This window comes from Flagellimonas halotolerans (genome assembly GCF_035818535.1).
Lineage (GTDB): Bacteria > Bacteroidota > Bacteroidia > Flavobacteriales > Flavobacteriaceae > Flagellimonas > Flagellimonas halotolerans.
The window spans coordinates 93,089-117,778 of the sequence record NZ_JAYKYV010000007.1 but is presented as its reverse complement, the minus strand read 5'-3'; the positions used below and the strand labels follow the sequence as shown (position 1 = coordinate 117,778).

30 protein-coding genes, 2 tRNA genes and 1 pseudogene are annotated in these 24,690 nt (G+C 41.2%); 27 read left to right on the top strand and 6 right to left on the bottom strand.

Annotation, left to right across the window (positions count from 1 at the left end):
- The first annotated feature begins 5 nt into the window (after nucleotides 1-5).
- The 3 genes from VM932_RS10210 to VM932_RS10200 are packed head-to-tail and all read left to right on the top strand — an operon-like array spanning nucleotide 6 to nucleotide 1,443.
- Nucleotides 6-470, top strand: coding sequence for an SRPBCC domain-containing protein (locus VM932_RS10210; RefSeq protein WP_326278707.1), 465 nt, complete (start codon nucleotides 6-8; stop codon nucleotides 468-470).
- A 6-nt stretch (nucleotides 471-476) separates the two neighbouring features.
- A complete protein-coding gene (locus VM932_RS10205; protein ID WP_326278706.1) occupies nucleotides 477-872 on the top strand; it encodes a DoxX family protein in 396 nt (131 codons plus the stop codon).
- Nucleotides 862-1,443, top strand: a complete 582-nt coding sequence (locus VM932_RS10200; protein WP_326278705.1) for a YdeI/OmpD-associated family protein — start codon at nucleotides 862-864, stop codon at nucleotides 1,441-1,443. Before VM932_RS10205 ends, VM932_RS10200 begins: the two co-directional genes overlap by 11 nt.
- Here the strand turns inward: VM932_RS10200 and VM932_RS10195 are convergent.
- A complete protein-coding gene (locus VM932_RS10195) occupies nucleotides 1,440-1,808 on the bottom strand; it encodes a hypothetical protein (RefSeq protein ID WP_326278704.1) in 369 nt (122 codons plus the stop codon). The two genes, VM932_RS10200 and VM932_RS10195, sit on opposite strands and share 4 nt — an antisense overlap.
- A gap of 95 nt (nucleotides 1,809-1,903) precedes the next feature.
- Between VM932_RS10195 and VM932_RS10190 the strand changes: the two genes are divergently transcribed.
- The 17 genes and pseudogenes from VM932_RS10190 (at nucleotide 1,904) to VM932_RS10120 (ending at nucleotide 12,999) form a co-directional block, all read left to right on the top strand.
- The gene (locus tag VM932_RS10190) at nucleotides 1,904-2,395 is read left to right on the top strand and encodes an SRPBCC family protein (protein ID WP_326278703.1); all 492 of its coding nucleotides are present in this window, start codon (nucleotides 1,904-1,906) and stop codon (nucleotides 2,393-2,395) included.
- Nucleotide 2,396: 1 nt separating this feature from the next.
- Nucleotides 2,397-3,293, top strand: coding sequence for an alpha/beta fold hydrolase (locus tag VM932_RS10185; protein ID WP_326278702.1), 897 nt, complete (start codon nucleotides 2,397-2,399; stop codon nucleotides 3,291-3,293).
- A gap of 107 nt (nucleotides 3,294-3,400) precedes the next feature.
- The gene (locus VM932_RS10180; protein ID WP_326278701.1) at nucleotides 3,401-3,727 is read left to right on the top strand and encodes an ArsR/SmtB family transcription factor; all 327 of its coding nucleotides are present in this window, start codon (nucleotides 3,401-3,403) and stop codon (nucleotides 3,725-3,727) included.
- A complete protein-coding gene (locus VM932_RS10175; RefSeq protein ID WP_326278700.1) occupies nucleotides 3,720-4,211 on the top strand; it encodes an SRPBCC family protein in 492 nt (163 codons plus the stop codon). The genes VM932_RS10180 and VM932_RS10175 overlap by 8 nt, the downstream gene beginning before the upstream one ends.
- Nucleotide 4,212: 1 nt before the next feature.
- Nucleotides 4,213-4,554 carry a DoxX family protein gene (locus VM932_RS10170; RefSeq protein WP_326278699.1) on the top strand — a complete coding sequence of 114 codons (342 nt, stop codon included), beginning with the start codon at nucleotides 4,213-4,215 and terminating at the stop codon, nucleotides 4,552-4,554.
- A gap of 84 nt (nucleotides 4,555-4,638) precedes the next feature.
- Nucleotides 4,639-5,100, top strand: coding sequence for an SRPBCC domain-containing protein (locus VM932_RS10165; protein WP_326278698.1), 462 nt, complete (start codon nucleotides 4,639-4,641; stop codon nucleotides 5,098-5,100).
- An 883-nt stretch (nucleotides 5,101-5,983) separates the two neighbouring features.
- Nucleotides 5,984-7,528: an IS21 family transposase gene (gene istA, locus VM932_RS10160; protein WP_326278687.1), complete on the top strand. Its 1,545-nt coding sequence runs from the start codon at nucleotides 5,984-5,986 to the stop codon at nucleotides 7,526-7,528.
- 23 nt (nucleotides 7,529-7,551) lie between these two features.
- On the top strand, nucleotides 7,552-8,271 hold the full coding sequence (gene istB / locus VM932_RS10155; protein WP_326278686.1) for an IS21-like element helper ATPase IstB: 720 nt from the start codon (nucleotides 7,552-7,554) through the stop codon (nucleotides 8,269-8,271).
- A gap of 46 nt (nucleotides 8,272-8,317) precedes the next feature.
- On the top strand, nucleotides 8,318-9,079 hold the full coding sequence (locus VM932_RS10150) for a penicillin-binding transpeptidase domain-containing protein (protein ID WP_326278697.1): 762 nt from the start codon (nucleotides 8,318-8,320) through the stop codon (nucleotides 9,077-9,079).
- Between the two features lie 60 nt (nucleotides 9,080-9,139).
- Complete coding sequence (locus VM932_RS10145) at nucleotides 9,140-9,412, top strand: hypothetical protein (protein ID WP_326278696.1); 273 nt, start codon at nucleotides 9,140-9,142, stop codon at nucleotides 9,410-9,412.
- Nucleotides 9,403-9,774, top strand: a pseudogene (locus VM932_RS16815) (YdeI/OmpD-associated family protein). Before VM932_RS10145 ends, VM932_RS16815 begins: the two are co-directional and overlap by 10 nt.
- Before the next feature lie 150 nt (nucleotides 9,775-9,924).
- A complete protein-coding gene (locus VM932_RS10140; protein WP_326278695.1) occupies nucleotides 9,925-10,356 on the top strand; it encodes a hypothetical protein in 432 nt (143 codons plus the stop codon).
- Between the two features lie 224 nt (nucleotides 10,357-10,580).
- On the top strand, nucleotides 10,581-10,877 hold the full coding sequence (locus VM932_RS10135) for a hypothetical protein (protein WP_326278694.1): 297 nt from the start codon (nucleotides 10,581-10,583) through the stop codon (nucleotides 10,875-10,877).
- Nucleotides 10,787-11,083, top strand: coding sequence for a GNAT family N-acetyltransferase (locus VM932_RS16770; RefSeq protein ID WP_428979826.1), 297 nt, complete (start codon nucleotides 10,787-10,789; stop codon nucleotides 11,081-11,083). The genes VM932_RS10135 and VM932_RS16770 overlap by 91 nt, the downstream gene beginning before the upstream one ends.
- A gap of 187 nt (nucleotides 11,084-11,270) precedes the next feature.
- On the top strand, nucleotides 11,271-11,603 hold the full coding sequence (locus tag VM932_RS10130; RefSeq protein ID WP_326278693.1) for a metalloregulator ArsR/SmtB family transcription factor: 333 nt from the start codon (nucleotides 11,271-11,273) through the stop codon (nucleotides 11,601-11,603).
- Nucleotides 11,593-12,108: an SRPBCC family protein gene (locus VM932_RS10125; RefSeq protein ID WP_326278692.1), complete on the top strand. Its 516-nt coding sequence runs from the start codon at nucleotides 11,593-11,595 to the stop codon at nucleotides 12,106-12,108. Before VM932_RS10130 ends, VM932_RS10125 begins: the two co-directional genes overlap by 11 nt.
- A gap of 33 nt (nucleotides 12,109-12,141) precedes the next feature.
- Nucleotides 12,142-12,999 carry an alpha/beta fold hydrolase gene (locus VM932_RS10120; protein WP_326278691.1) on the top strand — a complete coding sequence of 286 codons (858 nt, stop codon included), beginning with the start codon at nucleotides 12,142-12,144 and terminating at the stop codon, nucleotides 12,997-12,999.
- Nucleotides 13,000-13,424: 425 nt separating this feature from the next.
- Here the strand turns inward: VM932_RS10120 and VM932_RS10115 are convergent, their stop codons facing one another.
- Complete coding sequence (locus VM932_RS10115) at nucleotides 13,425-13,610, bottom strand: CPBP family glutamic-type intramembrane protease (RefSeq protein ID WP_326278690.1); 186 nt, start codon at nucleotides 13,608-13,610, stop codon at nucleotides 13,425-13,427.
- Nucleotides 13,611-14,000: 390 nt separating this feature from the next.
- Here VM932_RS10115 and VM932_RS10110 point away from each other — a divergent pair, with 390 nt between their 5' ends.
- The 5 genes from VM932_RS10110 to istB (VM932_RS10090) all read left to right on the top strand — a co-directional run bounded on the left by VM932_RS10110 (nucleotide 14,001) and on the right by istB (VM932_RS10090) (nucleotide 18,295).
- Entirely contained in the window at nucleotides 14,001-14,228 is a 228-nt protein-coding gene (locus tag VM932_RS10110) for a helix-turn-helix domain-containing protein (protein WP_318345870.1), read from the top strand.
- Nucleotides 14,225-14,560: a HipA N-terminal domain-containing protein gene (locus tag VM932_RS10105; protein WP_326278689.1), complete on the top strand. Its 336-nt coding sequence runs from the start codon at nucleotides 14,225-14,227 to the stop codon at nucleotides 14,558-14,560. The genes VM932_RS10110 and VM932_RS10105 overlap by 4 nt, the downstream gene beginning before the upstream one ends.
- Entirely contained in the window at nucleotides 14,550-15,491 is a 942-nt protein-coding gene (locus tag VM932_RS10100) for a HipA domain-containing protein (RefSeq protein WP_326278688.1), read from the top strand. The genes VM932_RS10105 and VM932_RS10100 overlap by 11 nt, the downstream gene beginning before the upstream one ends.
- 516 nt (nucleotides 15,492-16,007) lie before the next feature.
- A complete protein-coding gene (gene istA / locus VM932_RS10095) occupies nucleotides 16,008-17,552 on the top strand; it encodes an IS21 family transposase (protein WP_326278687.1) in 1,545 nt (514 codons plus the stop codon).
- 23 nt (nucleotides 17,553-17,575) lie between these two features.
- Nucleotides 17,576-18,295: an IS21-like element helper ATPase IstB gene (gene istB / locus VM932_RS10090; RefSeq protein ID WP_326278686.1), complete on the top strand. Its 720-nt coding sequence runs from the start codon at nucleotides 17,576-17,578 to the stop codon at nucleotides 18,293-18,295.
- A 407-nt stretch (nucleotides 18,296-18,702) separates the two neighbouring features.
- Here istB (VM932_RS10090) and VM932_RS10085 read toward each other — a convergent pair whose 3' ends face one another.
- The 4 genes from VM932_RS10085 to VM932_RS10070 all read right to left on the bottom strand — a co-directional run bounded on the left by VM932_RS10085 (nucleotide 18,703) and on the right by VM932_RS10070 (nucleotide 22,476).
- Entirely contained in the window at nucleotides 18,703-19,926 is a 1,224-nt protein-coding gene (locus VM932_RS10085) for a site-specific integrase (protein WP_326278685.1), read from the bottom strand.
- Nucleotides 19,927-20,151: 225 nt separating this feature from the next.
- Nucleotides 20,152-20,226 (bottom strand) — tRNA-Pro (locus tag VM932_RS10080).
- Nucleotides 20,227-20,243: 17 nt separating this feature from the next.
- Nucleotides 20,244-20,327: transfer RNA gene (locus tag VM932_RS10075), tRNA-Ser, on the bottom strand.
- Between the two features lie 112 nt (nucleotides 20,328-20,439).
- Nucleotides 20,440-22,476: an HD family phosphohydrolase gene (locus VM932_RS10070; RefSeq protein WP_326278684.1), complete on the bottom strand. Its 2,037-nt coding sequence runs from the start codon at nucleotides 22,474-22,476 to the stop codon at nucleotides 20,440-20,442.
- 113 nt (nucleotides 22,477-22,589) lie between these two features.
- Between VM932_RS10070 and VM932_RS10065 the strand changes: the two genes are divergently transcribed.
- Together VM932_RS10065 and VM932_RS10060 are read left to right on the top strand one after the other, a co-directional pair.
- Nucleotides 22,590-23,765 carry an acetyl-CoA C-acyltransferase gene (locus VM932_RS10065; protein WP_326278683.1) on the top strand — a complete coding sequence of 392 codons (1,176 nt, stop codon included), beginning with the start codon at nucleotides 22,590-22,592 and terminating at the stop codon, nucleotides 23,763-23,765.
- Nucleotides 23,766-23,881: 116 nt separating this feature from the next.
- Nucleotides 23,882-24,634, top strand: a complete 753-nt coding sequence (locus VM932_RS10060; RefSeq protein WP_326278682.1) for a C40 family peptidase — start codon at nucleotides 23,882-23,884, stop codon at nucleotides 24,632-24,634.
- The last annotated feature ends 56 nt before the right edge of the window (nucleotides 24,635-24,690 follow it).

The window sequence follows — 24,690 nt, the reverse complement described above, 5'->3', positions numbered from 1 at the left end:
AAACAATGGAACAAAAAACCAAAATCGATGTCCCGGATGGCGGCCAAGAACTCGTCATTACCCGGGAATTCAACCTTCCCGTAGAACTGTTGTACAAAGCATATGCGGAGGCTGGGTTTGTAGCCCAGTGGATGGGAACCAAAGTGTTAAAACTTGAGCATAGAAACCATGGGGGTTACGAGTTTGAAACCTCGCACGAAGGCAAGGTAGTGTTTAAAGCCAATGGAACCATACATAAGGTTGTACCCAATCAACAAATCATACGAACCTTTGAAATGGAAAACCTACCGTCAAGTGTCCATCTAGAGTTCCTGGAATTTGAAAAACTTACCAACGACACGAGTAAACTGACCATCCAAATGATATATAAATCCGAGGAACACCGTGCAGAGCAGCTTAAACTCCCCTTCGCGTATGGCTTGAACTTGGCTCATAACCGACTTGAGGAAATACTGAAAAACTTAAAATAATTCAACATGAAAAATAGCAACAAAATAATGTATTGGGTGGTTACCATCTTCCTTTCCATTGGAATGTCAGCCGGTGGTATACAGCAATTATTTCAAGTTGGTGGCTATAACGAAATCGTAACAGAGTTGGGCTATCCCCTATACTTGTTAAGTATTCTTGGAGCTTGGAAACTATTGGGTGTCATTGCCATCCTCCTACCAAAATTTCCTCTTTTAAAGGAATGGGCGTATGCAGGTTTTTTCTTTGCCATGTCCGGTGCGTTTATATCACATCTCGCAGCGGGGCAGCCATTTTCTGAAGCAATACCTTCATTACTATTAATGGTGGTAACTGTTTTGTCTTGGTATTTGCGTCCTATGAGCCGAAAAATAACAATCATCACTAGTAGAAATGAACAATAAGGTAGCTAAGTACATTGACAACATTAAAAACTGGAAAGAAGAAACCATTTTATTGAGAAACATCTGTTTGGATTGTGGTTTGGAGGAAGATTTCAAATGGATGCACCCTTGCTACACCTATCGAGGTAAAAATATTGTCCTCATCCACGGCTTTAAAGATTATTGTGCATTGCTATTTCACAAAGGAGCCTTGCTGAAGGACACTGCACATATTTTGGTACAACAAACCGAGAATGTTCAATCGGCCCGTCAAATCCGATTTTCTGATTTGCAAGAGATAATGGACTTAAAAACTGCTATCAAAACATACATCTTTGAAGCGATCGAAGTGGAAAAATCAGGTCTCACGGTTAAAAAGAAAAAGACTTCAGACTATGAAATGCCAACAGAACTGGAAGAGGCATTCAAAAAAAACCCTCAATTGGAATCCGCGTTCAACAAGCTAACGCCAGGCAGACAAAGAGGGTATCTCCTTTATTTTTCACAAGCCAAACAATCCAAAACCAGAGCTTCAAGAATTGATAAGTCGCTTCCTAAAATATTTGAAGGCAAGGGTCATAATGAAAATTAAGTCCGGGGAGCGGTTTCTTTCATTTCTATAATGGGGGTAAACGTATGCTTTAAATCAGACCACTCTTGCGTACATATTTCCTGTTTTTTACCAAATACAATTTGCGCAAGTAAAAACTTGCATATATATTTGCAAGCAATCACTTGCTTAAAACCCATACTGATGAGACGGAATATATTCAATGCCTCTGCAGAACCATCAAGACCGACCACGATAGACTTGATAGCCCCGAAGTATGCCAATTTATACGCCATTACAGCACAATTTGACATTAGCATACCAGCAATTTCATTATATCCAACAACTTCATCTGTATGCGATGTTACCTGTTCAGCAAAGCGACAGCGCAAGATGATATAAACCAAACTTGAAAAATGAAACGAAGTGCATCAATGGATCGAACAGTACCGAAAATAGCAACACCACCAATAAAAACTATCAATAAATCAAAAAAGAAAACATGGAAAATAGTGTAAAAACCGATGAAATCTTCATTGAAAAAATCTTTAATGCAAGCATTGAAAGTGTTTTTCAAGCTTGGACAGACCCAGAAAAATTAATGAAATGGTATGCACCGGATGGCTGCACTATTGCTTTTAAAAAACTAGAAATAGAAAAAGGTGGAACCTACCATTCTTGCATTTCAAACCCCCAATATGGAGATTGTTGGTGTATTGGGGAATACAAAGAAGTGATACCGAATTCAAAAATTACATTTACAGTGATTAATGCTGATGAAAATGGCAATCCAATAAATCCCGCTGAAATGGGAATGGACCCGGATTGGCCAGGGAATACAGTTGTGACCGTAACACTGACGGAAGAAAATGGAAAAACCAAACTGCAACTTCGCCAAACAGTTTCGCAAGAATTGGCAAAGAAAACAGGTGCTTATCCCAGTTGGTTACAAATGTTGGATAATATGCAGGAATTACTGATACAAATAGGTTAATGTGAAACGTACAGCCATACTTTTTACTTTAGGGCTTCTGACTTTCGTTTCGTGTAATCAAACTGCTCGTTCGGAAGGAGAGAAAAGTAAGCGAACCCTTACAAATGATACTTTAGTTTTCCAAAATGGCTATTCGGAAGTCAACGGAATAAAAATGTACTACGAGATGTACGGTCAAGGTAAACCATTTGTTCTCATTCACGGAGGTGGGTCAACAATTCAGTCGACCTTTGGGAAGGTTATCCCGTTATTCGCAAAAAACAGACAAGTAATCGCAGTTGAACTACAAGCTCACGGACGGACGGACGACAGAGACGCAGAAGTGTCTTTTGAGCAAGATGCGGACGACATTGCAACCCTTCTCAAAAACCTGAATATAGACAAAGCTGATTTTTTTGGCTTCAGTAACGGAGGAACAACTACTTTACAGATTGCCATTCGCTACCCTGAAATCGTTGATAAAATCATTGTAGGTTCTGCTCTTGCCAAGCGTGATGGTGTTCCTGAATGGTTTTGGGACTTTATGAAACAAGCAACATTGGAGAATATGCCAGCGCAACTGAAAACGGCGTATAAAGAAGTGGCGCCAGACACAAATGGTTTGCAGATAATGCACGACAAAGATGCCAAGCGAATGGTAAATTTCAAAGACATTCCAGATGAGCAGATAGCATCCATTAAAGCACCGACTTTAATCATCATCGGTGATAAAGACGTCATTACACCTGAACATGCCATTGAATTATATGGACAAATAACAAACTCACAATTAGCAATTATCCCAGGCGGACACGGTGATTATATTGGAGAAATAACAACACTGAAACCTGGCTTTAAAGCAAGTGAGCTTGTTGCCGTTCCAATGATCGAAAAGTTCCTTGGGCAGCAAGTAGAATAAAACAACGGAACCGCTAACATTTTTGGGGCAGGTCACAAAAAGGATTATGTGCAGAAGTATGAACTTGCTTATGCATTTACAAGCAAATGCTTACTTAAAAAATACCAATGATGAGAAGAGATGTATTTAATGCCATTGCAGACCCTACGCGAAGAGACATTTTAATGTCCCTCACAAGTAAAAAACAAAATGTTACGGCTCTGGCCAACCAATTTGATATGACAAGACAGGCCGTTTCCCTACACCTAAAATACCTTCAGGAATGCGGTGTCATTTCCATTGAGAAAGAAGGACGGGAACGTTACTGCCATTTGGAAGCTGACCAGTTAACAGCCGTTGCCGACTGGCTTGAACCTTTCAAGATCTTATGGGAAAAACGTCTCAATAAACTGGATGAATTATTGATAAAACTAAAAAAAGAAGAAAATGAATAAGACAATTTTTAAAGCAGAAAACAACGTCCTTACTGTGGAAAGAACATTTAACGCAGCTGTAAATTTAGTCTGGAAAGCTTGGACAGAAGCAGAACTCCTGGACCAGTGGTGGGCACCAAAACCGTGGAAATCCCAGACCAAATCCATGGATTTTAGAACGGGTGGTCAACGTCTCTATGCGATGGTGGGTCCAAATAATGAAGAACACTGGGGAATTACAACTTATACTAACATTGAACTTCAAAAACACTTCTCCGGAGAAGATGCCTTTTCTGATGAAGACGGAACAATCAATCCAGAATTTCCGGTAGCAAAATTCGACAATCATTTTGATTCTGAATCTGAAGACACCAAGGTAACCATTGTAACTACCTATGCCAGCGAGGAGCATTTAAAACAGGTTATTGAAATGGGTATGAAAGACGGGCTTACGAATGCCTTTAAAAACTTAGATGAATTATTAAACAACGCCCAACCTAAATAAAATGAAAAACAGAATCGTATTTGTATTAAGTCTGCTTTTGGGCTTGATGTTTATCAATGCCGGCCTCAACAAATTCTTTAATTATATGCCCGTTCCTGAGGATATTCCAGAAAAAGCGATGAAGATGATTATGGCAATGACAGAAATCACATGGTTAATGCCCTTATTGGCAATTGTTGAAATTATCGGAGGTGTATTATTCATGATCCCAAGGTTCCGAGCATTGGGCGCTCTGGCCATTTTACCCATTATGACGGGGATCATAAGTACATCATATCACCCTTGGGGAAGGATTGCTCATTTCCGTGGCAATGGCTTTCATTTTAGTATGGGCAATGTATGAAGAGCGAAGAAAATATCTTCCGCTGATACGCAAAACAACTATTTGAAAATCAAATAATATTTTGAATCAATAAATACTCCGCATATGGAAAATATCAACGAAAGTTCCATTAAAATGACAAAAACATTTAATGTTCCAGTTCACCTTTTCTGGAGAGCAATTACAACCCCTGAATACTTTAAAGAATGGTGGGGGCCTGATGGATTTACCAATACAATACACAAAATGGACGTCCGTGAAGGTGGGATATGTTCATTTACGATGCACGGACCTGATGGTACAGATTTCGAAAATGAATATGTGTATACCAAGGTCGTTCCTTTGAAAACTATAGTCATGGAACATCAAAAAGAACCTAGATTCACGATAAGCATTACGATCCTGGCCAATGGTGACCAAACCCAGGTTGAATGGTGCAACATATTTGATTCCGTACCCTCCAAAGAAGAGGCAATTAGGGCCTTCAAGGCTGACGAGGGATTACAACAAAGTCTATCGAGGTTCAATGAATACTTGAAAAGGAATACGGTTTTTTTGAACCGATAAACACGATAGCACCAAACTTTTAACCCCAATTATATCGCAATAAAACTGGAAATGATCAAAACTGAACCCTTAATCTCCGTAAAAAATGTCGCTCAGCGTTCCATCTGGCACCAAAGGTTGTTAGGTTGTAAAAGTGGACATGGAGGAAATTCCTTTGAAATTTTAAAAAACGAAAAAGGTCATCAAATTCTCTCCTTACACAAATGGAGCATTCACGGTCATCCCACATGATCCAATTCCAAAATTACTGCGGGCAATGGTCTTATTCCATATTTTTTGGTGGATAATTTAGATGTTGTCTGGAAGCGTGCAAAAACAATGGATGCCATTATAGAGCAAGAACCACATGTCAATAAAAATTCAGGTCGAAAAGAATTTTCGTTATGTGATATCGATGGGTATGATGTATCCATTTGTCAACCTCAAAACCAGTAACGCTCGAATTTTAATTTAGCCTTGTCCTGCTGGTATTCCCAACTGCCAAACATGAAATAACCATACTAACGATCTAACGACTGTAAACAACCACATAGACTAACATGCCTTACAATTTTCAAGCAAAAATGAAATCACATCTCACTCCCCTATTTATATTTTTCATAATTCCATGTATAACCCATGGACAGCATTCTATAAAATACTATGACAGTTGGATACGCCGGAGCATGTTGACCCCTCTACCGGAGGTCGTTTAGGGTACTGCCATTCCGGCGGATGCTGACCCCTTTTGAAAATATAAAAGTTATCTGGTTGGAGTCATATTCCGGAGCATGTTGACCCCTTTTCGGGGAAAATCGATCAAGATTCCGGAGTATGTTGACCCCACTGGTCATTGTTTTATTTGATTTTGGTTTTTTTGGTGTGAACCACCAAAAGATATTTAATGGCAGGAAAACCAAAACGAATGAGCCAAGTAAAACAGATACTCCGTATGCATGCGCAGGGCAAAGGGATCAAGACCATTGCCCGGGAATTGTCCATCAGCAAGAATACGGTCAAGAGCTATATCAAAAAAGTAAGCCGGGGCGGGCTCTCCATCACCGAGCTTTTAAAAGAAGAGGACCCTGCCCTGGAAGCTAAGCTCTGGTCAGGGAACCCTTCCTATAAGGATGATCGTTATGAGTACTTAAAACAGCGCCTTGACCACTACAACAGGGAACTTAAACGGGTAGGCGTAAACCGGCAGCTCTTATGGGAAGAATATTGTCAAGGTACTTCAAATCCCTATAGTTATACCCAATTTTGCTATCATTTACAGCAATTTAGGCATAGCAGCCGCCCTACGATGGTACTGGAACACCATCCCGGGGACAAGCTTTACATCGATTACGCGGGCAAACAACTGTCCTATTTTGACAGGGTTACCGGCGAGGAGATCTTTGCGCAGGTCTTTGTCGCCTGTCTCCCATATTCCGATTATTGCTTTGCACTGGCCGTACCCAGCCAGAAAACAGAAGATTTCATCCACGCTTTGAACTGCTGTTTACAATCCTTTGGAGGTGTCCCTCAGACCTTGGTCCCCGATAACCTGAAAGCAGCTGTGGTACAAGCCAACAGTTATGAGCCCACCATTAACCGTGTGTTGGAGGATTTTGCCAACCATTACGGCTGTTCGGTCACACCGGCACGCCCCAGAAGGCCCCGGGACAAATCATTGGTGGAGAACCAGGTAAAGCTGATCTACAGCCGGATATATGCCAAGCTTCGGGACCGGACCTTTTTTGACCTGCACTCCATGAACGTGGCCATAGCATCGAAAACCAAGGCCCATAACCAGACCCGGATGCAACATAGGGAATATTGCCGGGAAGAAAAGTTCCTGGCCGATGAGAGACAGCACTTGAAGCCCTTACCTGCCACTATCTTTGAGATCAAGTGCTATCGGGAACACAAGGTGGCCAATAACAACCATATCCGGTTGGGTATCGATAAACACTATTACAGTGTCCCCCATACCTATATTGGAATGCAGGTCAAGGTAATCCATACCCGGTCCCTGGTGAAGATATACCACAAGGGAGCGCTTATAGCCACCCATCCCAGAGGCCGTCGCAAAGGGGGCTATACCACACAAAAGGAGCACCTGTGCTCCCATCACCGGTATTACAAACAGCGGAGCCCTACGTATTATCTCCAGCGGGGATACAAACACTCCGAGGTGCTCTACAATTATATGGAAGCTTTGTTCAAGCAGGACAAATACCCGGAACAACTTTACAGGACCTGTGATGGCATCCTGAACCTGGCCAGAAAAACGCCTGCCGATACCTTTGACAAGGCCTGTCAAATAGGTTTAAAGTACCAGAATTATACATACCGCTTTTTAAAACAGGTATTGGAGAATAGAATGACCGAATACATGGAGGAGCCCAAGGAGGAACCGCTCCCAGGGCATGGCAATATCCGCGGTCCACAAGCTTATAAATAACCATTTTTAAATTTATCCATATCATGAGTACCATTGAAAACCAATTCACTGATTTACGGCTCCATGGGATGTATGCCCGTTGGAAAGCCATGGTAGAAACCCGGGAACACCACAAGCTCTCTTTTGGCGAAGGTGTTGAAGTCCTGCTGCAAGCAGAGGCACAGGACCGGGCGAACCGGCGTTTTGACCGGCTGACCAGGGCAGCACAATTTAGGTACCAGGCCACTATTGAAGAGCTTAACCTGGAAAGTGCCCGGGGCATCAACAGCTCACAGATCACGGAGCTGGCCACCGGAACCTACCTGGATCAAGGGGAATGTATCCTGATCACTGGGGCCACCGGTTGCGGAAAAAGCTTTTTGGCCTCCGCTTTGGGATACCAGGCCTGCGGACAAGGAAAAAAGGTGCTGTACTTTAATACACAAAAACTATTGATGAAAACCAAAATGGCCCGTATTGACGGGAGCTTCCTCAAGCTCTTTAACAAACTTGCCAAAACCGATCTATTGATATTGGACGATTTTGGACTCGCCCATCTGGACAAAAAACAGCAAATGGACCTGATGGAGATCATTGAGGACAGACATGTCAGGTCATCGACCATTATTGCAAGTCAATTGCCGGTAGGGAGTTGGTATGAAATCATTGGGGAGGCAACCATCGCAGATGCCATATTGGATCGGTTGGTACACACCTCACATCGCATCGAATTGAAGGGTGAAAGTCTGAGAAAAAAACTGTAAGTTTGTCAGTAACATATCTTTTTGACCAAAATCTTCACAGGGGTCAATGACGTCCGTTACGGGGGTCAACATTAACGGAATATCCAACAGTCTGGGTTTAAAAGGCAGTACAACCATTTATGATTACAACCATAAAAAATGGATGTATACCGATGAGCAAGACGCCAATGTTGCCACCTTACCTGCCTCAACATTCAAAATCCTGAACTCACTGATTGCCCTAGAGTACAAAGCTGTACAAGATGAGACTGAAATTTTAAACTGGGATGGCAAACCAAAATCACACTTTGGGACTGTTATTAAAGCTTGGAACAAGGACACAGACATGCGGAGTGCCTACAAAAATTCAACAGTATGGTTCTATGTTGAGATGGCCAAAAGAATTGGTAGGAAGAAGTATAGGAAAATCCTTAAAAAATGTAACTATGGCAATGGGAACTTCTCCGAAAAGGGAACCGATTTTTGGAATTATGGAGATTTCTCCATTACCCCTAAAAACCAAATTCAACTTCTGATCAAGCTATATGAAAATGAGCTGCCCTTTTCCGATGGGAACATAGATAAGGTCAAGGAAATCATGATTTCCGATCGCTCCGATACTCGCGTTTTACGCGGTAAAACCGGATGGACCAGGAAAGATGGAATCGATATAGGCTGGTGGGTTGGCTATGTCGAAACCACTGATGGCAATATTTTCTTTTTTGCCACTCGATTACAAAAAGACGTGCAGGACACCAATACCAATTTTTCAAGGGGACGTATCGCAGTAACAGAACGTATCTTGAATGATCTCGGGGTCCATTGGTGATTAACTTGATTATGTGATGTCATTTACATTGGCAAACAAAACCAAAATAGTAAACCATTGATGCTCAAAAACAAAAACGCAATTATTTATGGGGCAGGTAGCTCTTTGATCAATGCAGTTGCATGTTGGCAGGTGGATAACCTTAATTGTACATCGGATACTTTAACAGCTGTTGGAGCCAAACATTACGAAGGGATTACAGACAGAAACGGAGGCAAGATCAGCTTTGTCACTGCTTCCGTCATAGCTCCCTTCGAAACTATTTTAGAGATGATGTTCAACCACCAATTTCTAGACACTTTAAAAACAAATACCCCTGACCAATGGAATTAAAAGATGGCAAACCGGCCATATATTGCCGTACAAGAATGGAATGGCGACAATGGTTAACTGATAATTGCCAAACTGAAAAATCAGTTTGGTTAATACTCCATAAGAAAAATAGTAAACAAGCGTGTGTTAGTTTAATCGAAGCTACCGAGGAGGCTGTTTGCTTTGGCTGAATCGATAGTTTATGTAAAAAAAGGGATCAAGAAAGTTATTACTTGACATTTACACCAAGAAATCCCAAACGGAGCAATTGGAGTGTTCGCAATATGGAACGCGCAGAAAGAATGGTTCAAGAAGGTTTGATGACAGAGCACGGTCAACAACTCATTGACCTAGCTAAAGCACAAGGAAAATGGACTCTTTAGAAATCTACATAGCTAATAAGGAACATAAAGGCATCTGATTAAAGATGACCGATAGGAAGAGCATTATTGCTACTTGTAATTATTTGTTTGCCAAGATGGTATGCCAACAAATAACACACAAAACATTAACCTTTAAATCTGATAGGTATCATGTATGATCATAACAACAACATAGTGAAACTCTGTACAGAAGGTATGGAACTTGAAGGGCAAGGAAGAAAAGATGAAGCTTCAAAGCTTTTTAAACAGGCTTGGGATGAAGCTTCAAATAATTTTGAAAAGTTTACCGCTGCCCATTATGTAGCACGACATCAGGAAAGTGTTGCAGACAAATTAAAATGGGACAAGATGGCATTGCATCTTGCACTAAAAATTGATGATAAAAAAGTAAAGGGAGCTTACCCATCCTTGTATCTAAATATTGCCAAGGGTTATGAAGATCTAAATGATTTCAGGAAGGCTAAAATCAATTATGATGTAGCATTTTCATACACCAAATTTTTATCGGATGATGGCTATGGGAATATGATCAGGTACGGTATCAAAAATGGTATGGAGCGGGTTGCAAGTAAATTCAAATAACCAACCACGTTTTACCAAATGAAATTCTGGCCTGTTGTTATTGTAATAGGATATCCAGGTTAACCCATGCCCCATAGCGATCAAAAGATGTTACAGGGATACAAAGCCAATGGGAGATTTTCATGGAAGACCCGTAGTGTTGGACATCAACCCGTTCTTCAATAATTTACAACTGATAAGGCAATAGGTGTAATTGTTTTAGGTAGCCCCATGGGAAAATAAGTATGTTAAAATTAAAACCATTTAAAATAGATGATTGGGAATATCTTCAAAAATGGATTTCAAACGAATCAGAATTAATTCAGTTTGCAGGCCCGATTTTTACGTATCCCATCGACCAAAGACAAGTAGCACTGTATTTGTCCGACACCAAACGAATTGTATTTCGAATAGAACACGGGCATCGCAAAACAGTCGGTATTGCAGAAATATATTTGCCAAAGAAAAATGTGGCAAAATTGGCCCGTATTTTAATCGGAGAAAAATCAATGAGGGCGCCAAAGGCTTGGGGACGGCATTAATGAACATATTGGTTGATTTCGTGTGCCGTGAACTAAACAAAGAAAAGATTATTCTAAACGTATTTTCTTGGAACATTGGGGCCATCAAATGCTATGAAAAAGTGGGTTTTGTTCAAACTAACAAACCCATTGAAGTAATGAAAGTCGGTAATGAGGAATGGGAAATAATGGAAATGGCAAAAAACGGTGTAACAGGTCGCAATTAATCCTTGGGATTCAATTCGCTTTCTTATCAGGAAGATACAGGATTATAGCCCTCCCCTTTCCAAACCACCTCAATCCTCAAATTTTCAATTGAAATAGTGCAATTCATCCAAAAGCAGTTGATTTTGTTGAAGCAAAAATTGTGTAGTTAAATGACTTCATTTATATTTGTAGCCAAATAACTTCATAATGAAATTAAGACGGGATATTTTTCAGGCTATTTCAGACCCAACAAGGCGTGCTATATTGGTGTTACTTACCTCACAGACAATGACAGCTGGGTCCATCGCAGAAAAATTTGATGCCGCAAGACCCACCATTTCAAAACACATTCAAATCCTGAATGAGTGTGATTTGGTTGAGGCCAACCAAAAAGGTAGAGAGATATACTACGAGCTAAAGGTTGAAAAAATGAAAGAGATCGATATGTGGCTAGCGCAATTTAGGGCCATTTGGGAAAACCGATTTAACCAACTTGATAATGTATTGGAAACACTTAAAAAGGATAACGATGAAAAATAGCCTATTATTCAATTTTTCTGTTGACAAGGAAAATAAAACCATCAACATTAAACGGGAGTTTAACGCAGAACTTGAACTGGTTTGGCGTGCGTGGACAACCCCTGAAATACTAGACCAGTGGTGGGCACCAAAACCCTACCATATAGAAACAAAGCGTTTGAATTTGGAAGTTGGAGGAATGTGGCTTTATGCAATGGTAAGCCCTAAAAATGAAAAAACGTGGTGCAAAGCCGATTATAAGACGATTACAACAAACAAGCTATTATCTTGGTTGGATGCGTTCTGTGATGAAAATGGCAATGAAAACACGGTAAAGCCACGTTCGCTATGGACAAATCATTTCTCGGAAAAAAATGAGGTTACCCTGGTAGACATTACGTTGAAACACGATAGGCTTGAGGATATCGAGACATTACTGGAAATGGGCTTTAAAGAAGGCTTTACTTCTGGTCTTAAGAACCTGGACGAATATTTACAAATTCAAAAAAATAGAAGCAATACATAGTCGTACCCAACAAGAACCAATAAAAAATACAAAATGAAATATCTACTAATGGTATTGGGATTATGTTTTAAGTTGTCAATACTAAATGCACAATTACAACCCAATGTGGCCACTTACGCAAATACAAATGGTCTTGACATGTACTATGAAATATATGGGGAAGGTGAGCCATTGATCTTGGTACACGGTAGTTTTATGACCATTGCCACTACCTTTGGACAATTGATCCCCGAACTGGCCAAATCCAATAAGGTCATAGCTGTGGAGCTTCAAGGTCACGGGCACACAAAGAATATTGAAAGACCTTTTTCCTATGAAAATTTTGCCGATGACATTGTTGGACTAATGGATCATCTAAACATTGACCGTGCGCATCTTATAGGGTATAGCTTGGGGGCTACAATTGCACTTAAAACGGCCTTACGTTATCCTGACAAAACAAATAAAATTGTATTTATTTCTTCCGTTTACAGTATGGATGGGTGGCTTCCCGAGGTAAAACAAACATTTGCCCATATGAAGCCGGAATACCTGACAAATACGCCGTTGAAATCCGCTTATGATGAAGTAGCTCCGGACGCAAGCCAATGGACCAGTTTTGTAGAAGGAATGATAGCGTTTGAAAATCAACCTTTTGATCTAAACATTGATGAAATCAAAAAACTCAATCTTGATCTCTTGATCATTAACGGAGATTACGATGGTGTAGATTTAAACCACAGCCAAGCACTATTTCGAGCTGTTGGTGGGGGTGGTTTTGGAATTATGGAACCACTTTCCAATTCACGTTTAGCGATAGTTCCAGGTACTACCCACATTACACTTATGCAAAAAACCGAGGTCTTATTGAACTACATCACCCCCTTTTTATTGAATATTTCAAAAAAGTAAGTATATAAACTTGGGTTTGTGTAGCCTTACCCTTTTCGGACATCGCTAAATTCATAAGATTATCATGCTATATTGGTTTTGTAGAAAACTTGTTCTAAAGATCGGGGTATCTACAATTGTAAAACGTTTTTTGGTCATAGTGAGGATTTGATAATTGAACTTAATTTTTTAATTGCAAAACATCATGAATCGAGCAGCAGTCCATTTTTAAAGATTTGCCGGTAAACAATTTGCGTTTCAAATAAATCAGATTCCTGTTTCAACCATTTCATCCGATCTTCTTGTGTACATATCCATCGATACAGTCGAGCGATACTCCACTTTTTAAGGGGCATTCTGGAATATAAATTGGGTCGGCAAGGGACTCCATAAAGCTCACAACTTGGTGGTGGTCACTTTCTCCACCAATGGGTTGACATTGATTCCTAAAGAAAATACATGTAATATGTTAATAGGATGGCCGACATATTGTAGATGCCATGCGCCACCATGGAAGCCGTAATGCGTTTGGTCCAAATGAACAATACCGTGTAAAGTATGGTGGGCACCAAAATATCAAACCAATCCAAGGCGCTGCTCGGCATATGGCCCAAGGTGGAAACGCTGGACATAGTAGACCACCTTCGCCGGATCAAATTGAGCACCCTCGAAACCAACACAAAAACTTGACTTTCAATCTTCTAAATCCAAATACTGGATAGCTCAAATTTTCCGTTGTTGGTGGTCTCAACCATCCGGCTTATCCAGTTTGCCCAAGAATTCAATCGTATATAGTTGATTTTATGTGTTTTAATACATATTTAATGAAAAGTGACCTATTCGGCGAGCATAAAAACTTTAAGGGCTTGAAACCCTTATTTATTGGGGTTTCCAGAGATGGGTTGTAGAGCCCCTAGTAATAATTATATGTAAAAACATATAATTCTATAAAAAATAGTTGTTTTATATGTAAAAACATATAATTTAGTATATTTGATTGGTTTTATATCTAAAAGCATATAATGAATACATTATCCGAATTTGTAAAAACCCGTAGAAATGAGGTAAATCTCACACAAGAAGAGTTTGCCGAACGCGCAGGAGTGGCCTTAACCGTAGTCCGAAAAATAGAGCAGGGCAAAACCAATCTGAACATGGACAAGGTTAACTTGGTCCTGAGCATGTTCGGCCACACCCTCGCCGCCGTACCCTTGAATACCATAAAACATGGAAATATAGAAACACAATGAGGAAAGCCATTATATTCTATGATCAGGTCAAGGCAGGCGAACTTATTGAAACCAATGATGGTGATTATGTTTTTCAGTACGATAGTGACTATGTGAAGCAATATCCTGACCAATTCATATCGTTTTCCATGCCTGTGCGTAAAGAACCTTTCAGAGACAATAAATTGTTTCCTTTCTTCGAAGGCTTGATTCCCGAAGGATGGCTATTGAACATCGCATCAAAAAACTGGAAACTCAACAAAAATGATCGTATGGGCCTTTTGTTGGCCTGTTGTCAAAATTGTATCGGAGCAATCAGTGTTGAACCTTTAAGGGAAAATCATGACGAATAAGTGTCTATATTGTTATAAAGCGTTGGATGGTGAAATCGATTTTCATGAAAAGTGCAGTCTTGCCATCTTTGGAAAAAAAGACCCTCCAAAATTGGAATATAACTTGGATCAAATGTCCGAACTGGCCAAAAATGTCCTAGAACGAAGTGTTTCCGTACCGGGTGTGCAACCCAAGTTATCAATGTCACTATTCAATGAGATAGGGGGCACTGCCGATTACCGATTGACAGTGGTCGGCGCACTTGGGGGGCACTATATTTTTAAGCCCCCAACAACAGAATATCCGGAGATGCCCGCAAACGAACATCTGACCATGCGCATTGCAGAAGCATTTGGTATCCAAACCGTCCCATCCAGCCTAATACGCCTGAAATCCGGAGAAATATCCTATATCACCAAACGGATTGATAGAACTGATGAAGGCCATAAGATCCATATGCTCGACATGTTCCAAATAACAGAGGCTTTTGATAAATATAAGAGCTCCATGGAAAAGGTTGGAAAAGCCTTAAAGCAACATTCTGCCAATACTTTGTTGGATATGATTTTCCTATTTGAACTGACCCTGTTCAGTTTTTTAACGGGAAACAACGATATGCACCTAAAGAATTTTTCCATGATACACTCCTCATCCGGATGGATACTTTCCCCTGCTTATGACCTGCTCAATGTATCAATTGTCAATCCTGAAGATAAGGAAGAGCTTGCGTTGACCTTGCAAGGCAAGAAAAGTAATTTGAAGCGTATGCATTTTGAAAACCTTGGAAGAAATATGGGGCTGACAGAAAAACAGGTACAAGGTGTTTTCAAAAGATTTTTGAAACGGAAAAAGGATGCCTTAAGATGGGTGGACAGTTCCTTTTTATCCAAGGATATGAAAGGATTATATATTGATCTGCTTAATAATCGGTACGATAGAATTTATAATTAGCGACATAAATGATGGGAATCTGAATCCAACCTCCTACATTTTTTGCAATCAACTTACACACGGAATAGAATAAATTCTCTATTGCCTACGGATAAAGGTTAAAATTAGATGTAACCATTTAATAACCTGCACTTAATATACTCATGTCAAAAAAAGTGACCTATTCGGTGAGCACAAAATTTTAAAGGGCTTGAAACCCTAATCTCCACTAAAACACCATCAAAATGCAATAACAAACATGTAAATTACTGATTTACAGGTTTTTTTGTTTTATTAGGTTTCATGGATACGCCGGAGCATGTTGACCCCTCTACCGGAGGTCGTTTAGGGTACTGCCATTCCGGCGGATGCTGACCCCTTTTGAAAATATAAAAGTTATCTGGTTGGAGTCATATTCCGGAGCATGTTGACCCCTTTTCGGGGAAAATCGATCAAGATTCCGGAGTATGTTGACCCCACTGGTCATTGTTTTATTTGATTTTGGTTTTTTTGGTGTGAACCACCAAAAGATATTTAATGGCAGGAAAACCAAAACGAATGAGCCAAGTAAAACAGATACTCCGTATGCATGCGCAGGGCAAAGGGATCAAGACCATTGCCCGGGAATTGTCCATCAGCAAGAATACGGTCAAGAGCTATATCAAAAAAGTAAGCCGGGGCGGGCTCTCCATCACCGAGCTTTTAAAAGAAGAGGACCCTGCCCTGGAAGCTAAGCTCTGGTCAGGGAACCCTTCCTATAAGGATGATCGTTATGAGTACTTAAAACAGCGCCTTGACCACTACAACAGGGAACTTAAACGGGTAGGCGTAAACCGGCAGCTCTTATGGGAAGAATATTGTCAAGGTACTTCAAATCCCTATAGTTATACCCAATTTTGCTATCATTTACAGCAATTTAGGCATAGCAGCCGCCCTACGATGGTACTGGAACACCATCCCGGGGACAAGCTTTACATCGATTACGCGGGCAAACAACTGTCCTATTTTGACAGGGTTACCGGCGAGGAGATCTTTGCGCAGGTCTTTGTCGCCTGTCTCCCATATTCCGATTATTGCTTTGCACTGGCCGTACCCAGCCAGAAAACAGAAGATTTCATCCACGCTTTGAACTGCTGTTTACAATCCTTTGGAGGTGTCCCTCAGACCTTGGTCCCCGATAACCTGAAAGCAGCTGTGGTACAAGCCAACAGTTATGAGCCCACCATTAACCGTGTGTTGGAGGATTTTGCCAACCATTACGGCTGTTCGGTCACACCGGCACGCCCCAGAAGGCCCCGGGACAAATCATTGGTGGAGAACCAGGTAAAGCTGATCTACAGCCGGATATATGCCAAGCTTCGGGACCGGACCTTTTTTGACCTGCACTCCATGAACGTGGCCATAGCATCGAAAACCAAGGCCCATAACCAGACCCGGATGCAACATAGGGAATATTGCCGGGAAGAAAAGTTCCTGGCCGATGAGAGACAGCACTTGAAGCCCTTACCTGCCACTATCTTTGAGATCAAGTGCTATCGGGAACACAAGGTGGCCAATAACAACCATATCCGGTTGGGTATCGATAAACACTATTACAGTGTCCCCCATACCTATATTGGAATGCAGGTCAAGGTAATCCATACCCGGTCCCTGGTGAAGATATACCACAAGGGAGCGCTTATAGCCACCCATCCCAGAGGCCGTCGCAAAGGGGGCTATACCACACAAAAGGAGCACCTGTGCTCCCATCACCGGTATTACAAACAGCGGAGCCCTACGTATTATCTCCAGCGGGGATACAAACACTCCGAGGTGCTCTACAATTATATGGAAGCTTTGTTCAAGCAGGACAAATACCCGGAACAACTTTACAGGACCTGTGATGGCATCCTGAACCTGGCCAGAAAAACGCCTGCCGATACCTTTGACAAGGCCTGTCAAATAGGTTTAAAGTACCAGAATTATACATACCGCTTTTTAAAACAGGTATTGGAGAATAGAATGACCGAATACATGGAGGAGCCCAAGGAGGAACCGCTCCCAGGGCATGGCAATATCCGCGGTCCACAAGCTTATAAATAACCATTTTTAAATTTATCCATATCATGAGTACCATTGAAAACCAATTCACTGATTTACGGCTCCATGGGATGTATGCCCGTTGGAAAGCCATGGTAGAAACCCGGGAACACCACAAGCTCTCTTTTGGCGAAGGTGTTGAAGTCCTGCTGCAAGCAGAGGCACAGGACCGGGCGAACCGGCGTTTTGACCGGCTGACCAGGGCAGCACAATTTAGGTACCAGGCCACTATTGAAGAGCTTAACCTGGAAAGTGCCCGGGGCATCAACAGCTCACAGATCACGGAGCTGGCCACCGGAACCTACCTGGATCAAGGGGAATGTATCCTGATCACTGGGGCCACCGGTTGCGGAAAAAGCTTTTTGGCCTCCGCTTTGGGATACCAGGCCTGCGGACAAGGAAAAAAGGTGCTGTACTTTAATACACAAAAACTATTGATGAAAACCAAAATGGCCCGTATTGACGGGAGCTTCCTCAAGCTCTTTAACAAACTTGCCAAAACCGATCTATTGATATTGGACGATTTTGGACTCGCCCATCTGGACAAAAAACAGCAAATGGACCTGATGGAGATCATTGAGGACAGACATGTCAGGTCATCGACCATTATTGCAAGTCAATTGCCGGTAGGGAGTTGGTATGAAATCATTGGGGAGGCAACCATCGCAGATGCCATATTGGATCGGTTGGTACACACCTCACATCGCATCGAATTGAAGGGTGAAAGTCTGAGAAAAAAACTGTAAGTTTGTCAGTAACATATCTTTTTGACCAAAATCTTCACAGGGGTCAATGACGTCCGTTACGGGGGTCAACATTAACGGAATATCCAGTTCATTTATATTCAATTAAAATCAATGTAAAAGGCACCAAGTCGATATCCAAAAAATGTAAAATTCCTTTGCAGTACTTTTTTATCAAAAAGACAAGCGACTCGATAAATATGGAAACGCAGGACATAGAACACCACCTTCGCTGGATAAAATTGAGCACATTCCAACATGACACAAAAATCTGAATTTCAAATCACTACTACCAAATATTGGATGGCTCAAATTTTCCGTTGTTGGTGGTCTCAACCATCCGGCTCATCCATATATATTCCTAAAATGTAATAAAATCGATGAATTTGATTAATTCTTATTGGAAAGCTTTACTTGCCCCCCATTTTTTCAACCAATATCCTCATATCTTCACTAACTTTCTTTTCTAAGACCCTAGCATATATCTGGGTAGTTGACAATTTGGTATGACCCAACAACTTTGAAACTGTTTCAATCGGAACACCGTTGGACAGTGTTACCGTTGTTGCAAAAGTGTGCCTTGCTGTATGGAATGTGATCCTTTTATGGATTCCACAGGCTTTACTGATCTCCTTAAGATAAAAATTGACCTTCTGGTTGCTGAAAACAGGTAAAAGGGTATTTTTTATTTTCCTTTCCGATGACCCCTCATATTTCTTGATGATTTCCCTTGCTTGAGGCAGCAGTGGTATTTTGAGCCGCTCATCCGTCTTTGTCCTTTTGGTGAACAACCAGTCATTACCATCTATTCCTTTGATAACATTGTCGGGAGACAGTGCTTTTACGTCAATGTAGGATAGGCCCGTATAACAAGAAAAGAGGAATACATCCTTGGTCTTTTCAACGCCTTGTTTTGTAAAACTGGTTTCTTCAATGAGTCCAAGTTCCCTTTTCGTCAAATGTTCCCTTTGGGTTTTGACAAAATGCAGTTTATAGTTCTCAAAGGGATCCTTTGAGATCCATTCCAACCGAACGGCCAACCTCGACATTTTCTTAAGCCGTTCCATGTGTTTCATGGCTCCGTTATTTGTGCATTTGGTTCGTGTGGATGGTCTGTACTTTCTTAGGTACTGCTCAAAGTCCGATATAAAACGGTAATTCAATTTTTTGAGCTTAATGTCCTCCACCCCATATTCCTCTCTTAAAAATAGGTTTATGCACCTTTCTGTAATATGGTAGTTCTTCCTGGTTCCGGGGCGTAATGAGGTATGCATGGTCCCATTGTGATAGGCAATCAATTGTTTCAAGGTCTTGCCCCCATCATCTTCCCCAAAGAACCTTGCCTTTATGGCCAAAGGGGTGATTACCTTATCTTCTGCCATCAATAGCCTATGGGCCTCATGTAAACCCGTATAAATTTGATCCAGGTACTTGTTAAGGGAAATCACATAACTGGAAAAACCCTTGCCCCTTTTACGGCTATTGTCCCATAAATTGGTTTTGATTTCCCGATTTATACTAAAATCAGTGCGCTCTCCATCGATGGTGATCCTACAATAGATAATTCGATTCTCGGATTGAACCTTATGCTTTCTAGTAAAGAAATTGATTGTTAAGCGATTGTTTTTCTGCATGTTGCAATGTTTTAAACTGTTAATACCGTGAAAGTCAAAACACAAGCAAAACGCTTCAAAAGTCATCTAAAATTACAATATAAATTGTAATATTCTGCTCCCGATAGGAACACGCTTTATATGATTTTAGATGGTTTTAATTGATTTTAGATGATATGCCTAAAAACACAAAACACTGAAAATCATAAGATTAACAGTGTTTTGATTTTATTTAAATAAGTTAAGTCGGGGTGGCAGGATTCGAACCTGCGACCTCCTGCTCCCAAAGCAGGCGCGATAACCGGGCTACGCTACACCCCGAAGTATGTTGGAAAAAGCGGAGAGACCGGGACTCGAACCCGGGCAGCACTTACGCGCTGACAGATTAGCAATCTGCTCCGTTACCACTCCGGCACCTCTCCAATTAATTAATTATGAACATGCATCTGAAAATGCGGATGCAAATGTACCTTTTCAGATGTAAGATCGCAACTATTTTTACACTTTTTTCATGGAACTTTTATCACTTCCCTGCTATTCAGGATATTCCACTCGTAAATGGTAGATATTGGTGAGCTTTTGTTTGAGTACCTTCTTTACCATTTCAATTTCCTTGAGGGTAATATTGGCATTCAAGTACTGGTCGGCCTGCATCTGTCCCTTTACTATTTTCTCCACAAACTCATCTATTATGGTAAAAGTCGGATCCTTTAAACTTTTGGAGGCGGCCTCCACAGCATCCGACATCATCAATATAGCGGTTTCCTTTGAAAAAGGTATTGGTCCAGGGTATTTAAAATCTTCCTTATCCACCTCTTGATCCAATTCTTGTTGTTTTTTATAGAAATAGTAGACCATGGTTGTTCCATGGTGGGTCCTAATAAAATCGATAACACGGTCTGGCAAATTGTTTTTTCGTGCTATTTCAATACCATTGATTACATGGTCTATAATAATCTTGGCGCTCTCCTTGGGCGGTAAATCATCGTGCGGATTAACGTTGGTAATCTGATTTTCGGTAAAATAGGTCGGACGCTCCATCTTACCTATATCGTGGTACAGTGCCCCTACCCTGACCAACATGGCATTCGCACCTATTTCATTGGCAGCTGCTTCAGCAAGATTTGCCACCTGCAATGAATGGTGAAAGGTCCCGGGAGCCTTGTCCGATAATTCCTTTAGCAATTTAGAATTGGTGTCGGAAAGCTCCAACAACGACACATCGGATACAAGTCCGAACACTTTTTCGAACATATAGATCAGCGGTTGGGCAAAAAGCGTCAAAAGGCCATTCAGCACAAAAACACCAAACAATATCCATTCAATATTTTGCAAATTACCTTCATGGATGGCATGGAAGGCAAAATAACCAACTATGTAAATCAAGGTAATCTGACCCACCGATATAAACAGATTGGCCCTCTTGTATAGCTCTGAGGCAGTTAAAATGGTAACAATACCTGCTATGGTCTGTAAAAAAATATATTCAAAACTGTTGGGCACTACAAAACCAAGGATCAAAACAGTCAACACATGGACGAACAATCCTAACCTGGCATCAAAAAAGTTTTTCAATACCAATGGTAAAATACACAGGGGGACCATATAGATATAGTTCTCGTAATGCTTCGTCATCAATGTGGTGGCGAGTACCATCAACAAAATGTTGAAGAAAATAAAAGTAACCTTGTTGTTGTTCTGGAAAATCTCGCTCCTGTACCGTTTCAAAAATAGGAACAACATAATGAGCACCAAGGCTACCAATACGGTATACCCAAGTAAAATAAAATAATAATTGCTTCCCATCCAGAGCTCCGACTCGTACTCATCTTTAAGAGAGTTCAATATTTTAAAGTCCTCGGACTCCACAATCTCTCCTTTGGCAATGATCAATTTCCCTTGGTCGACCTCGCCACGCGTGTACGAGATCTTTGAAAGCTCATCGCTTAAAGCACTTTCGGTTAGAGCTTCGTCATAAAAAAGATTTGCCTTTAGGCTATTCCTTAATATTTCGGTCAAACGAGGAGCCCCGACCATGTTGGTCCCTGAAAAACGGCTCGACATTTCTTTTTTAGCTTGCTCAAGAGCCAAATAATCGCTTGGAGAAACAGGTTGCGCCTCGTTATTTTTTACTATTACTGTGGATTCGGATTCAGGTAAGTTTTGAAAAACGCCATTAGTATAAATATCTTCAATAACTTCTTCGGAAAGACTCCTCAATGATTGTCGTTGTTTTGAGGAAAAGTTGCCCGATTGAAAAATTGTATTCAACGCTGCAGCAACTTCTGCTCTAACATCAGAAACCACAGAAGCATTATAGGTGTAATAGGCGGTTTTATTGGCCCTGATCGAGGATTTTTCCTCTTCTATCTCCTTTTGGGTCTTTTTTATGGAAAAATCAATTGGGGCATACAGGTTTTCATATTGCCAAGGTTTTCCCTTTTGAAAATCGTACTTAAACTTCCCTCCTTTTGGGAAAAAGAATACAATCAGGGCAATCGAAACTACATACAGGAAATATTTGTAGACCAGCGATTGGTGTTTATATACATTATCCAAAGTTTTTCCCATTCCCTAAAACTGTTAGCCTCAAAAATAGAAAATATATATAAGAAGTCCGTTGCCCGAGACCCTTATCGGTTTGCATTTAAATTTAGTATTTTCGCAAGAGTAAAAATGCACATATGAAAAAAGTAGTAATCGTTTCCGCTGCAAGGACCCCAATTGGAAGTTTTATGGGGGCACTATCCAGTGTTCCTGCCCCAAAACTGGGAGCTGTGGCTATAAGAGGGGCTCTGGACAAAATAGGCCTAAAACCCGAACTTGTTGAAGAAGTTTTGATGGGCAACGTGGTACAGGCAGGCACGGGACAGGCTCCTGCCAGACAAGCTGCTATTTTTGCCGGCATCCCCAATACCGTGCCCTGCACAACAGTAAATAAAGTATGTGCTTCGGGCATGAAAGCAATCATGCAAGGCGCTCAATCCATTGCTTTGGGCGAAAATTCCATTGTCGTGGCCGGAGGTATGGAGAACATGAGCCTTATACCTCACTATGCCTATATGAGAAATGGAACCAAGTTTGGTCCAACAACCCTAGTGGACGGAATGCAGAAAGATGGCCTTGTAGATGCCTACGACCAAAATGCCATGGGCGTTTGTGCGGATGCCTGTGCCACCGAATACAAATTCAGCAGGGAAGACCAAGATGCTTATGCCATTCAATCCTACAAGCGATCGGCCGAAGCTTGGAAAAGTGGAAAGTTCGATAACGAAGTGGTTCCCGTTGAAGTACCTCAACGAAGAGGGGAACCTATAGTTGTAAGTGAAGACGAAGAATTCAAAAATGTGAAATTGGAAAAAGTACCGTCCCTAAAGCCTGCTTTTACCAAAGATGGAACGGTTACCGCGGCCAATGCATCCACAATTAACGATGGTGCCGCCGCAGTTGTTTTGATGAGCGAAGAAAAAGCCAAGGAACTTGGTTTAACACCTTTGGCCTCTATTAAAGGGTATGCCGATGCCGCCCATGAACCCGAATGGTTTACAACCGCACCTGCAAAGGCCCTGCCCAAGGCTCTTGACCGTGCTGGGGTTTCCATTGCCGATATTGATTATTTTGAGTTCAATGAAGCGTTTGCGGTGGTTGGATTGGCCAACATGAAAATCCTTGGACTGAATGATTCCAATGTAAATGTAAATGGTGGGGCGGTATCGCTGGGACACCCTCTGGGTTGCTCGGGAGCAAGAATTACCATAACATTGTTGAATATTTTGGAGCAAAACAATGCCAAATTGGGAGCTGCGGCCATTTGTAACGGTGGAGGTGGAGCTTCATCAATTGTTTTGGAAAGAAATTAGTGAACCAACTACCTCGGGGCAATCCCATGAGGTATTCAGACAAAAATAATTAATTCATTTCGACATAGAACGTCGGGGAATAAAACCCTCAATGAGGGATTCAATCTGTACAGTAAATGCAATATGGAATTTGTCCTCTAAGTATTGTTCCCATTAGAACAAACCCGGACGATTGTGCCGAAATGTCATCCCAATTATTATATGGGGAGCATTTCAAGGTTTTGGAGAGCAGAAAAAAATGGAGCAGAATTCGGGCAGCTTATGACAATTTTGAGGGTTGGATACCCAACAACCAGTTCAAACTTATTGCCGAGGAAACATACAATAACCTAGAAACGCTCGAGCCGCAAAAGATATGTTCCGATGTTATATCCCATATCTGCACCAATGATGGTATGCTATTGCCCATCCTTATGGGATCTATGATCAACGCTCCTGAATTATTGGGCCACACTTTTGAGGGCAGTATCCACAGCGGCAAAAACCCAAAGGATAGTTTGGTCGATACGGCCATTATGTATATAAAAGCCCCTTTTCTTTCAGGTGGAAAAACCCCATTTGGGATTGATTGTTCCGGGTTTGCCCAAATGGTATATAAAATTAATGGGTACTCTTTGGAACGAACGGCGGAGGGACAATCCAAGCAAGGGGAGGCCCTAAGTTTTATCGAAGAGAGCGAACCTGGCGACTTGGCGTTTTTTGATGATAACGAAGGAATAATTGACCATGTCGGCATTATTTTGAAGGACAACTATATTATACACGTAAATGGTCTGGTTCGGATTGATAGGATAGACCATACCGGCATCTTCAGTTCAGAAGAAAAAAGGTACACCCATCAGCTCAGGGTCATTAAAAAAGTGATATAAAAAAAGCCCCGTTGAAAGTTATCAACGGGGCTTTTTTTATGTAGGAAAAATATGGT